At 73.9% G+C, this 10,892-nt stretch carries 10 protein-coding genes; 3 read left to right on the top strand and 7 right to left on the bottom strand.

The genetic code is table 11. The annotated features are described in order from the left end of the window. Window positions 1-105: 105 nt before the first annotated feature. Together ACFXA3_RS07505 and ACFXA3_RS07500 are read right to left on the bottom strand one after the other, a co-directional pair. A complete protein-coding gene (locus tag ACFXA3_RS07505; RefSeq protein WP_385183291.1) occupies window positions 106-1,221 on the bottom strand; it encodes a glycosyltransferase in 1,116 nt (371 codons plus the stop codon). Next, window positions 1,218-1,757: a WcaF family extracellular polysaccharide biosynthesis acetyltransferase gene (locus tag ACFXA3_RS07500; protein ID WP_385183288.1), complete on the bottom strand. Its 540-nt coding sequence runs from the start codon at window positions 1,755-1,757 to the stop codon at window positions 1,218-1,220. The genes ACFXA3_RS07505 and ACFXA3_RS07500 overlap by 4 nt, the downstream gene beginning before the upstream one ends. Window positions 1,758-1,893: 136 nt before the next feature. Between ACFXA3_RS07500 and ACFXA3_RS07495 the strand changes: the two genes are divergently transcribed. Further along, window positions 1,894-3,366, top strand: coding sequence for a hypothetical protein (locus ACFXA3_RS07495; protein ID WP_385183318.1), 1,473 nt, complete (start codon window positions 1,894-1,896; stop codon window positions 3,364-3,366). Window positions 3,367-3,409: 43 nt separating this feature from the next. Here the strand turns inward: ACFXA3_RS07495 and ACFXA3_RS07490 are convergent, their stop codons facing one another. From ACFXA3_RS07490 to ACFXA3_RS07480, 3 genes are read right to left on the bottom strand one after another with little or no spacing between them, the layout of a single operon-like run. After that, a complete protein-coding gene (locus ACFXA3_RS07490; RefSeq protein ID WP_385183285.1) occupies window positions 3,410-4,627 on the bottom strand; it encodes a hypothetical protein in 1,218 nt (405 codons plus the stop codon). Continuing rightward, window positions 4,624-6,387: a lipopolysaccharide biosynthesis protein gene (locus ACFXA3_RS07485; protein WP_385183283.1), complete on the bottom strand. Its 1,764-nt coding sequence runs from the start codon at window positions 6,385-6,387 to the stop codon at window positions 4,624-4,626. The genes ACFXA3_RS07490 and ACFXA3_RS07485 overlap by 4 nt, the downstream gene beginning before the upstream one ends. Next, window positions 6,384-7,589 carry a glycosyltransferase family 4 protein gene (locus ACFXA3_RS07480; RefSeq protein WP_385183315.1) on the bottom strand — a complete coding sequence of 402 codons (1,206 nt, stop codon included), beginning with the start codon at window positions 7,587-7,589 and terminating at the stop codon, window positions 6,384-6,386. The genes ACFXA3_RS07485 and ACFXA3_RS07480 overlap by 4 nt, the downstream gene beginning before the upstream one ends. A gap of 172 nt (window positions 7,590-7,761) precedes the next feature. Here ACFXA3_RS07480 and ACFXA3_RS07475 point away from each other — a divergent pair, with 172 nt between their 5' ends. Continuing rightward, the gene (locus ACFXA3_RS07475) at window positions 7,762-8,232 is read left to right on the top strand and encodes an adenylyltransferase/cytidyltransferase family protein (RefSeq protein ID WP_385183280.1); all 471 of its coding nucleotides are present in this window, start codon (window positions 7,762-7,764) and stop codon (window positions 8,230-8,232) included. Here the strand turns inward: ACFXA3_RS07475 and ACFXA3_RS07470 are convergent. Together ACFXA3_RS07470 and ACFXA3_RS07465 are read right to left on the bottom strand one after the other, a co-directional pair. Continuing rightward, a complete protein-coding gene (locus ACFXA3_RS07470; protein WP_385183276.1) occupies window positions 8,213-8,935 on the bottom strand; it encodes a CDP-alcohol phosphatidyltransferase family protein in 723 nt (240 codons plus the stop codon). The two genes, ACFXA3_RS07475 and ACFXA3_RS07470, sit on opposite strands and share 20 nt — an antisense overlap. A 62-nt stretch (window positions 8,936-8,997) precedes the next feature. Then, entirely contained in the window at window positions 8,998-10,197 is a 1,200-nt protein-coding gene (locus ACFXA3_RS07465) for an MFS transporter (protein ID WP_385183273.1), read from the bottom strand. Between the two features lie 73 nt (window positions 10,198-10,270). Between ACFXA3_RS07465 and ACFXA3_RS07460 the strand changes: the two genes are divergently transcribed. Then, window positions 10,271-10,783, top strand: coding sequence for a MarR family winged helix-turn-helix transcriptional regulator (locus ACFXA3_RS07460; protein WP_385183270.1), 513 nt, complete (start codon window positions 10,271-10,273; stop codon window positions 10,781-10,783). Window positions 10,784-10,892: the final 109 nt, after the last annotated feature.

Raw genomic sequence — 10,892 nt, 5'->3', positions numbered from 1 at the left:
TTCTGCCTCTTCCTGCTCCGCCCCTCCCCCTCTCCTCCGTCCCCCCCCCCCCACCACCACGGCCCGGCCCGGCCCGGTGTGGTCCGCGACCCGCGACCCGCGGGTTCAGCGGGTGATGCGCCCGTAGACGGACAGGAGGGTGTCCAGGACCGCGTCCATCGAGAAGGACTCCGCGGCCAGTGCGCGGGCCGCCCGTGAGGCCGTCGCGCCGGCCTGCGGGTCCAGGAGGGCGAGGACCGCTTCGGCGACGCCGGCCGGGCCCGGGTCGACCGCCCGGCCGGCTCCGGCTCCGGCGATGTCGCGGGCCAGCCCGTTCGAGTGCGTGACCACCGAGGGGACGCCGACCGACAGGGCCTCCAGGACCGACATCGGGAACGGCTCGTCCACCGACGGCAGGACGTAGACGTGGGCCCGGCGCAGTTCCGTCAGGACCTCGGCGGTCGACAGCGGCCCCGGCACCGTGAAGCGGGAGGTGAGTCCCAGCTCCGCGATCCGGGCCCGGACCGCGGCCAGTTCGCCCTCGTCCGGGCCGGCCACCACGAACTGTGCGTCCGGGTGCGCGGCCAGGACCGCCGGGGCCGCGTCCACGAAGTCCACCGGTCGCTTGCGGGCCTGCAGGCGCGCCGAGTACAGGATGCGCGGGGGACCGGCCGGGGCCGGCCGCTCGTCCTGGGCGGGAGTGCCGTTGACCAGCCGGACGGCCCCCGGCAGCGGGGCGCCCACCACCGCGTCGAGGCCCTCGCGTTCGTGCGGGGTCAGGTACAGCACCGCGTCCGCGCCGCGCAGCAGCCGGCGTACGGCCACCGCGTCGAGCACCTTGGCCAGCAGCCTCCCGCTCGGGTCCACCATCCCGTGGGTCTGGAGCACCAGCGGCTTGCCGGCCCGCAGCGCGGCGAGGGCCACCGGCAGGGTCACCAGGTCCCGCGCGAGGTGGACGTGGACCACGTCCGCGTCCCGCACCAGCCGGCCCGCAGAGGCCAGCAGGGCCGGCGAGGTCATCCCGCTGAAGCCGAGGGGGAGGATGCGCCGGGCCGGGTACAGCTTCGCCGGGACCCCTTCCACCGAGGTCGGCCACGGGTCGGGGAAGCCTTCGCCGAGCGCGAGCAGACCGGCCTCGTGGCCGCGTCCGCGCAGCCCCTTGGCCAGGTTCAGCGCGACCCGGACCGGTCCGCCGAACGCGTGCGAGGGGGAGTGGAGCGTGACGGCGTGCAGGACTCTCACTTGGGCTCCTCGACCGGGCGGCGCTGCCCGTCCATCGTCTGCAGCGTCAGCGCAGGAAGGTTTCTGTGGATCACCGAGCCGGCACCCGCCACCGCGCAGCGGCCCACCGTGACCCCGGCCAGCACGGTCGCCCGTACGGCCACCCACGCGCCGTCCTCGACCACGATCGGCGCGTTGCGGTAGCGGAAGTCCGCGGCCCGGTGGTCGTGCGACCCGGTGCACAGCAGCGCCTCCTGCGAGACGCACACGTTCGCACCGATGGTCACCGGCTCCAGGTTCAGCACCCAGGCGCCCTCGCCGATCCACGTGTGGTCGCCGACGGTGAGCTTCCACGGCCACAGCACCCGCACCCTGTGCCGGATCAGCACGCCCTCGCCGATCCGCGCACCGAACGCCCGCAGCAGTGCCACCCGCAGCCGGGCCGGACAGAACCACGCCATGAACAGCGTGTTCATCACCGCGAACCACAGCGCCTGCGTCAGCAGCCCGCGCCCCTTGTCGTAACCGGCCAGCGTGAAGGCAGGAAGATCGCGCAACTGTCGCCCCTCGTCGTGCTCGGCAGGCGCGCCTCCCCGGGCGCCGCCCGCTCAGACTAGACTGCGCGCGGACCAGGCACGTGGGGTGGGGGCAGCAGTGGCAACGGACATACGCAAGCCCTCCGTCACCCCGCCGGTGCGCGACCTCGACGACGAGAACGAGTGGGGCAAGGTCACCACTGCGCGCACCCTGCTCTCCCGCGCTCTGTCCGTCCCGCTCATCCTCGGCTTCACCGTCTTCCTGCCGCTGTTCGTCGCCGTCCAGTCCGGCGACGGCCAGCGCGACGCCGCCTTCTGGCTCCAGCTCCTGCTCACGATGTACGCGGGCGCCCGGCTCTCCGCGATGGTCCTCACCAGCCGCCGCAAGCTGCTCCAGGGCTCCTTCTGGCTGTTCGTCTACATGGCGATGGGCGTGGCCCCGCTCGCGCAGGCCGTCCTCGGCCGGGTCCCGACCCCGGTGGTCGGCGCGCGCTCCGACCTCACCACCGCGATCGGTCTGGTCCTGCTCGGCTGCACGGCGTTCGACGTCGGCGTCCTGCTCGCCCGCCACCGGCCGGCGGGCCGGGCCGGCGGCTCCCAGAAGGAGCCGCGTCCGGTCATGGCCCACCGGCGCCGCCTCCAGCTGCTGACCGGCCTCGCCTTCCTGGGCAGCGCCGCGTTCATCGTGAAGCTCGGCGGCCCGGCGGTCTTCTTCTCCAGCCGCCAGGAGATCATCGCGGGCATCGAGGAGGCGGGCGTCTCCAACGGCGACGGCCAGGCCGGCCAGGCCCTCCTGCGCGGCTTCGGCACCGTGCCGGCGCTGCTCGCCCTGCTGATGTACACGCGCTGGCTGGTCACTTCGACGTACGCCCGCCGCAAGGTGTCGGTCATCGTCACCTGGGGCGCGCTGGCCGTGGTGAACCTGGTGGTCAACAACCCGATCTCGAACCCGCGGTACTGGTTCCTCACGGTCATGTTCGCGCTGCTGTTCACCGTCTTCCCGGTGAGCGCCGCGATGTACCGGGTGGCGCTGTCGATGGCCGTGGTGATCGCCCTGCTCGTGTTCCCCTTCGCGGACCGCTTCCGCTACGACGAGAAGAATTACAAGCCGGTCGAGACGACGTCGTTCCTGGAGCCGATGGCCCTCAAGGACTACGACCAGATCGGCATGTTCGCGAACACCATCACCTACTCGAACTCCGGCCCCGGGCACCTGTACGGGCGCCAGCTCGCCGGATCCGTGTTCTTCGCGGTGCCGCGCTCGGTGTGGCCCGGCAAGCCGAAGGACACCGGCGTGATGGTCGGCGAGTGGATGGGGACGGTCAACACCAACCTCTCCTCGCCGATCTGGGCGGAACTCTGGCTCGACTTCGGGCCGCTGGGGATGGGCGCCGGACTGCTGGGCATGGGGTACGCCTCGGCGCGCGTGGACCGCCGGTACGCGAAGCGCGCCACGCGCAGGACCCCGCCGGGCAGCCTGATCTCGGTGGTGGTCCCGCTGGTCGCGGGCTATTCGTTCATCCTGCTGCGCGGGCCGCTGCTCCAGGCCTCCGGCCGCATCGCGATCGCGGGCCTGTGCCTCGCGCTGGTGGCGACGTACCGCCAGGACAAGTCGACCATGCTGCGCTGACCCGCCGCCGCCGGCCCGCGCGCGCGGCGGGGCGGCCGGCGGGTCAGGCCGCCGTGGTGACGGCCACGGCAGGCGCCGGGGTCCGGGAGACGCGCAGCCAGGCCGCCGCGGCCTTCAGGGCCGAGCCCGCCGCCAGCCCCCACGCGGCGCCGGACACACCCCACACCGCGTATCCGCCGAGCAGCAGCGCCACCGACAGCAGCGAGAACACCACCTGCAGGGACAGCGTCGCCCTCGGGTTGAGCACCCGCAGGGTCAGCAGGGCGCAGGTGCCCAGGCCCATCACCGCGTACTGGACCCCCGTCGCGGGGAGCAGGGCCGCGGCCGCGGTCCAGGTCTCGCCGAGCAGCCGGCGCCCCAGGTCCGGGGGCAGCGCGTACAGGGCCGCGGCCCAGCCGGCGCCGAGCACCGCCAGCACCGAGCCCATCAGCACGGTCAGCCGGACCACGCCCCGCTTGCCCGAAGCCCGCCCCACGACCGGCGGCCCGAACGCGTTCGCCGAGTTGAACAGCACGTTCAGCGGCCCGAACAGGGTCGTCGCGCCCCGCAGCGCGCCCACCGCCAGCGGCGTCGCGAAGACGCCGAGGCCGAGCACCGCGAGCTGGCTGGAGCCGTTGCCCACCGCGAACTCGACCACGAACCGCTGCCCCAGGTGGCCCCGCCGCAGGTACGGCCGCAGGTCGGCCCGCGCCCCGCGCACGTACGGGCGCAGCAGCAACAGGCCCAGTACGAGCGCCGGAAGCGCCGAGACGCCCCACACCAGGACCAGCCGCCCCGCCGAGGACCCCTCGGGCTGGAGCAGCAGCGCGGCGACCACGCAGACCAGCCGCAGGGCGTCCGCGGCCAGGGCCCGTTCGGGCGTGCGCAGCGCGGAGAAGCAGTACCGCAGCCCGTCCTGGACGAGCACCGGCGGCAGGACCAGACCCAGCGCGAGGAAGCCCCGGCCGCCGTCCCCGGGCAGGGCGGCTGCGACGACGGCCAGCGCCGCGCCCGCCGCGGCCGAGGCCGCCGCGGTGAAGGCCAGGCCCGAGCGGCAGACCGCGCCGAGGCGGTCCTCGTCCTTCTCCAGCACCACCGTCTGGCCGACGTACGCCATGTTCAGCCCGAGGAGCACGCTGAACGTCACGTACACCATCGAGAAGTCGGCGAAGCCGGACGCCGAGGACAGCCGCGCGGCGAGCACCAGCACCAGGATGTTGGTGGCGCTGGACGCGGCCTGGTCCAGGACCGAGGAGACGGCGGCGAGGCCGCGCCGGCTCATCTGCGGCCCATGCGCACCGTGCGCAGGGCCACCGTGTCCGTGCCGTCGCCGGGGATGTGCTGCTCCGGCTCGGCCTGCCGGTGTTCCTGGTTCGGCTGCCGGGTCAGGGGCTGCGGCTGCGGCGGGGACGGCCGGGAGGCCTGCGCCGGGGCGTCGGAGCCGCTCGCCTTGCCGCCGCGTCCGCGCTTCTCGCCGGGCAGCGGGGCGTGCAGCACCGCGCCGAGCACGGTGCCGCCGGCGCCGCTGATCAGCTCGCGGATCCGGGACAGGTCGCTGCGGTGGACGGCGCGCGGGTCGCACACGACCAGGACGCCGTCGACGCGGTCGACGAGGGCGAGGGCGTCGGCGTACGAGAGCACCGGCGGCGCGAGCACGACGACCGTGGAGTTGGGGGAGTCGGCCTCGGCGATCAGCCGGGTGGCGCGCGAAGAGGTCAGCGCGCGGGCCACGTTGCGGACCGGCTCACCCGGGATCAGGTCGAAGGCGCCCGACTCGCCGGCGTCGACGACGAGCTGGCGGCCGTCGGGCCAGTCGGACTCGCCGTGCGCGGCGGACTGTCCGCCGGACTGGCCGCCGGGCGACTGGCTCCAGCGCGGCCGTCCGGCGCCGGTCGGCAGCTGGCTGGCCAGCACCGGCGTGCGCAGGTCGGCCTCGATGAGCAGGACGTCCTTGCCGGTCTCCGCGAAGGAGGCGGCCAGGTTCACGGCCGCCGCCGCGGCGGTCTCGCTGCTGCCGCGCGGGGCGACGACCAGCAGCCGGCGCCGGTCGGCGAAACGGGAGTCGTAGGCGAGCCGGAAGGCCACCGAGCGGAACTCCTCGGCGAGCCGGGGGTCCTCCTCGCCGGCCGCGAGCAGCGGCCCGCCGCCGGTCTTGGGCCGCGGCAGGTAGCCCAGTACGGGAGCCCGCAGTGCCCGCGCGACGTCGCCCTCGGAGCGCGGCGCGGGGTCGAAGACGAGCCGCACCCACGCGGCGAGCAGACCGAGGGCGAGGCCCACGGCCGCGCCGAGCGCGAGCGACATCGGAATGCCGGGACCGTCGGTGCCGGACGGCGGGGTCGCGGGGCTGGTGACCCGGCCCGGGCTCATGTCCAGGGCCTGGAGTTTGGCGATGTTGCCGTTGAGGGTGTTGACCTTGCTCTGCAGGTCGGTCTTCGAGGCGTACGCGGCGTCGCGGCCGGTGCCGGCCGGCATGGAGTTGATCTGCTTGACGAGGTCGTCGAGGTTCTTGGCGACCGGATCGCGCTGGTCCTGGTAGCCCTTGACCATCTTGTCGCGCGTGACGTCGAGGGACTCCTGCCGCTTGAGCAGGTACGCCTCGGTCATCGCGTTGGCGCGGGTGGCGGCCTCCCTGGGGGAGGACGCGGTGTAGGTGAAGCGCAGCACCATCGTCTGCGGAGGGTTGGTCACCTGGAGGCCGCTGCGCAGCCCGGCGAAGTCCTTCGAGGTCACGCCGAGCTTCTTCGCGGCCTCGTTGGCTGTGGAGGAGCTGAGCGCGACCTGCCGCTCCGAGCCGATGTTGATCGCCTTGTCGGGCGCCAGGCTCGGGTTGAACGGGTCGTCGGTGGGTGCGCGCAGCACGATGTCCGCGGTCGCGACGTAGGTGTCGGACGTGGAGATGCCGAGGTAGACGCCGCCCAGCAGACCGATGCCGACGCCCGCCCCCAGGAGGCGGCGGTAGCGCAGGAGCTGCTTGAACTGGTCCCTGAGGAGGTCCGGTTCGTCCTCCGCCGGGGCCGCCGCGGGGCGGTTCGTCTCGATCACGGCTGCGGACCCCCAAGTGCTTCGTCTATCAGTGCGTCGATGCGGGCCAGGCCCGCGTCGCGGCTCAGGTGGGCCGCCACGTGGCGGGGCCCGGCCGCCCCCAGGGCGTCCGCGCCCTCGGGGTCCTCGGCGAGGGCCCGTACGGCCTTCAGCAGGGCGTGGGGGTCCTCCGGTGGTACGAGCACCCCTGCGCCCGAGCGTTCCACTTCCTGGGCCGTGCCGCCCTCCGCCGCCACGGAGGCGATGACGGGACGGCCTGCCTGGAAGTACGAGGTCAGTTTGGACGGCACGCTCATGTCGAGCACGGCAGCGTGCTGCGTCACGGCGAGCACATCCGCCGCCGCGAGGATATCCGGGAACTCTCCGTCGGCGGCAGGGGGGATGATGTCCAGATTCGGCACGTCCGCCGCGAGGTCGGCGAGGGCCTCGCGCTGGCTGCCGTCGCCCATGAGGACGAAACGGACGCCCGGGTCCAGGCGCGCGGCGCCGACGAGCACCTCCAGCCCCTGCTTGAGGCCCATGTTCCCGGAGTGCAGGACGACCGGTTCGCCGGGGCCCCAGCCGAGGTGGTGCCGGGTCTGGCCGCGCGGTTTGGTGGGCTGCTGGACGTGGGACCAGTTCGGCACGAGGCGGATCTTCTCCGGGTCCACCCCCATGCCGACGACCCGGTCCACGAAGGTCTCGTGGATGACGCCGACGAGGGTGGCCCGCTTCAGGGCGTACGCCTCCGCGCGTCCGGCGATCGCGGCGGCCTTGTCGCCGCCGCTGATTCCGCTCTGTGCGGCGGCCGCGCCCATCAGGTCCTGGACGACGGGGATGAACGGGACCTTCCAGCGCGCGGCGAGCCGGGCGGCGAGGACACCGCCGGCCAGGCTGGGCATCTGGGCCATGACCGCGTCCGGGCGCGGCATCCGGGGCGGGGCCACGGCACCGTGCAGCAGAATCGATCCTTCAAAAAGGGCCCGCTTGACGGCGGTCTGGCGGGGCGGCACGGTGTGCGCGCGCCGGTGGACCGTGACCCCCGCGCGCCGTTCCGTGCGCCGCAGCGCCCCCTTGTACTCCGGCTCCAGCGACCACGACGGGTAGTGCGGCATGCCGGCGAGGACGTGGGTGTCGTGGCCGAGATCCGCCCAGTGCTCCGCGATCTGGGTGGCGTAGGGCCCAATTCCCGCGTGCTCGGGTGCGTAATTCGTGGAAACCAGCAGCAGCCGCCGGTGACCGGATCTCGACACTGAACGTCCCCTTCTCCCCAGGATGATGCGCACGTCACCCTATTCGTTCACCGGCAGGGTGGGGAACGTGCACGCTATTGTCGGCTGATCCGCCACACCGGGGGGTGTGGCTGCTGGGGGGTAACTCATGACGGAGCGCGACATGTCCGAACTTGGCGCACCTGCGCACAGACCGTACCGAGTCGGGTATGCCCCGGGCGCGTACGACCTGTTCCATATCGGACATCTCAATATCCTTCGGCACGCCCGGAGTCAGTGCGACTACCTGGTCGCCGGGGTGGTCTCCGACGAGATGGCCGAACTGGCCAAGGGCCGGCGCCCGATGATCCCGCTCGTCGAGCGGCTGGAAATCGTCCGCAGCGTGAAGTACGTGGACGCGGCGTTCGTCGAAACGGTCCCGGACAAGGTCGAGACCTGGAAGCAGGTCCGCTTCGACGTGATCTTCAAGGGCGACGACTGGCGGGGCACCCCCAAGGGCGACAAGCTGGAGCGGGACTTCGCCGCCGTCGGCGTCGACGTCGTCTACTTCCCCTACACCGTGCACACGTCCAGCACCCAGCTGCGCCGCGCGCTGGACGCCCTGTCCGAGCCGCTCAGCGCGGAACGGCGCTGAGCTCCCGGAACCACTTCGCGAGGAACGCCAGAAGGAACAGCGCGGCGCACACACCGAACCCCGCGTAGGCCCAGCGGAACAGCCCCCCGCCGCCGAGCACCAGGAACACCAGGCAGAACACCCCGTAGTCCACGGGCAGCAGGGCCACCGCACGGACCGTCGACGGCGCGGCGGCGGGGCTTCCCGGGGCCGGCTTGGGCTTGAGCTTCTCGGTCAGCAGGCCGCCGAAGAAGGTGACGACCGAGGCGAACTGGAAGCCGAGCGGCACCAGCAGCCAGCCGTTCCCGCCCGTCCCGTACGCGTCGGGGAAGCGGTGGAAGGCGATGAGCACGCAGGTGTGCAGGGCGGTCAGCTTGGCGCAGTCCACGACGTGGTCGAGCCATTCGCCCGCCGCGCTGCCGCCCCCGCGCAGCCGGGCCAGCTGACCGTCGGCGGAGTCGAAGGCGAACCCGACGGCGAGCGCGGCCCACACGGCGACGCCCAGCCCCCACGAGGGTGCGACGAGCGCGACGGCCGCGATGGCCGCGAAGCTGAAGGCGGCGCTGACCAGCGTCACCTGGTTCGGGGTCAGTCCGAGCGCGTACGACACGGCGGCGAGGTGGCGCCCGGCCGGCCGGTTGACGAACCGCGAGTAGAGCGACACGCCCTTCGCCGACTTCTGCGCCCCGCGCAGCTCCCGCAGCGCGGTCCCGACCTTCGCCATGCGTACCCCTGATCCGTGCGGTGGCACACGTGTACGGGTGCACGTGTGTACGAGGGCACACATCATCGCAGGGCGGGTGACGGTTCCCGCTCCCGTTCCCGGCGGACGTCCGGGAGCAGCAGTACGCACAGGTTCGCGGCGCCGCTGAGCACGGCCGCCACCAGCAGCGGCGCCGCCGTGCCCGTGACCCCCGCCAGCGGCGCCGCCACCGCCAGCCCCAGCGGCCGGGCGGCGAAGGAGATCAGCGTGTCGAACGAGCCGACCCGGCCCAGGGCCTCCAGCGGGATGCGGCGCTGCATCTCGGTCTCCCACAACGGGCTCAGCACGCCCACCCCGAACATCGCGGCGAAGTAGGCGCCCGCCGTCACCGCCACCGGCAGGCGCAGTGCGAGGGCCGCGAGCGGCAGGGCCTGGGCCGAGGCCCCGACGGCGACCCCGTACAGCGGCCGCCGCGGCGCCAGCCGGCCGGCCGCCCAGACCCCGAGGAGCATGCCGACGGTGCCCACCTGGGCGATGAGCACCCAGCTCGCCGCCCCGCCCAGGCTCTGCACGGCGATCAGCGGCCCGAGGGTGAGCAGCAGTCCGGCCGCGAGGTGCCACACCCCGTGGGCGAGCACATTGGCCAGGAACCAGGGGTGGCGCCGGGTTTCGGACCAGCCCTCCCGCAGTTCGGCGGTGAATCCGGCGCGCGTGCGGACCCCCGGGGCCGGGGCGGTGCGCAGCCCCCCGAGGGTGAGCGCGGAGGCCGCGAACAGGACGCCGGTCAGCAGGGAGGACCAGCCGGCGCCGAGGGCCAGCATCATCGCGCCCGCGGAGGCGGGCCCGGCGATCTGCGCGAGCCCGGTCGCCACCCCGAGCCGGGCGTTGACCCGCAGCCGGTCCCCGGCGGGGACGGCAGCGGCGACGAGCGTGCGGGCCGAGGGGTTGCCGAACGCGACGCCGGCGCCGGTGACCGCGGCCAGCGCCGCGAGTTGGGGCACCCGGACCGGACCGGTCAGCAGCAGGGCGCCGGTCCCGCACTGCGCGGCGGCGCGCACCAGGTCGGCGACCAGGACCACCCGGCGGGCGGGGAAGCGGTCGGCGGCCACGCCCGCGACGGGCAGCAGGAGCAGCATCGGGAGGAGCTCGCTCGCGAGCACGATGCCCAGGTCCGCGGCCGAACCGGTGCGCACGACGGCCAGGGTGAGGGTGGTGGGGATGAGGGCGGTGGCGAAGGCGGCGAAGGTGCGCCCGGCGAGGAGCCGCCAGATCGGCGAGGTCATGACGACGGATGTTATTTCGCCAGCGAATCATTCGTCAACGAAATACCGGCTCCGGGGTGCGATACTGCCGACCATGGACACGGAGCACGCCGAGGATTCGGTCGACCGGCACATCGCCCGCTGGAGCGGCAAGGTCCCCTTCGACGTGCCCACCGAGGCGGTGATCACCCGCATCCAGCTCCTGGCCAAGCACGTGAAGTACGGCAAGGAACGCGCCCTCGCCGAAACCGGGCTCCAGGAGTTCGAGTTCGAGACCATGCACCGGCTCGCCTCCCGCGGCACCCCCTGGCGGGCCCCCTCCGCCGAACTCGCCGCCGAACTGCTGCTCTCCCCGGCCGGGATGACCGGCCGTCTCGACACCCTGGAGAAGTCCGGGCTGGTCCGCAGGGTGCGCGCCTCCGGGGACCGCCGCCGGGTCGACGTGGAGCTGACCGACGACGGCCACCGGCGCTGGACCGAGGCCATGCGCTGGCGCGGGGTGGCCGAGGCGGAGATGGTCGGGCCCCTCGACGACGGGGAGCGGGCCGCGCTCTCCGGCCTCCTCAAGCGGATGCTGCTGCACGTCGAGGACAGGCAGGAGAAGTAGGTCCCGCCCTCCGGCCCGGGCTCCCGGCCCGGGGGCTTCCGGCCCGGCCCGGGCTCCCGGCCCGGGGGCTTCCGGCCCGGCCCGGGCTCCCGGCCCGGGGGCTTCCGGC

It is taken from the genome of Streptomyces sp. NPDC059456, from assembly GCF_042750055.1.
GTDB lineage: Bacteria > Actinomycetota > Actinomycetes > Streptomycetales > Streptomycetaceae > Streptomyces.
Note: the sequence above shows the minus strand (reverse complement) of the source record. Positions and strands in the feature narration are given on the sequence as shown.

Bases quoted from the DNA above. Each gene is read 5' to 3' on its own strand.
- ACFXA3_RS07490 (WP_385183285.1), bottom strand. From the start codon at position 4,627: ATGAGCCGGCGCGGCCTCGCCGCCGTCTCCTCGGTCCTGGACCAGGCC.
- ACFXA3_RS07475 (WP_385183280.1), top strand. From the start codon at position 7,762: ATGTCCGAACTTGGCGCACCTGCGCACAGACCGTACCGAGTCGGGTAT.
- ACFXA3_RS07470 (WP_385183276.1), bottom strand. From the start codon at position 8,935: ATGGCGAAGGTCGGGACCGCGCTGCGGGAGCTGCGCGGGGCGCAGAAG.
- ACFXA3_RS07465 (WP_385183273.1), bottom strand. From the start codon at position 10,197: ATGACCTCGCCGATCTGGCGGCTCCTCGCCGGGCGCACCTTCGCCGCC.
- ACFXA3_RS07460 (WP_385183270.1), top strand. From the start codon at position 10,271: ATGGACACGGAGCACGCCGAGGATTCGGTCGACCGGCACATCGCCCGC.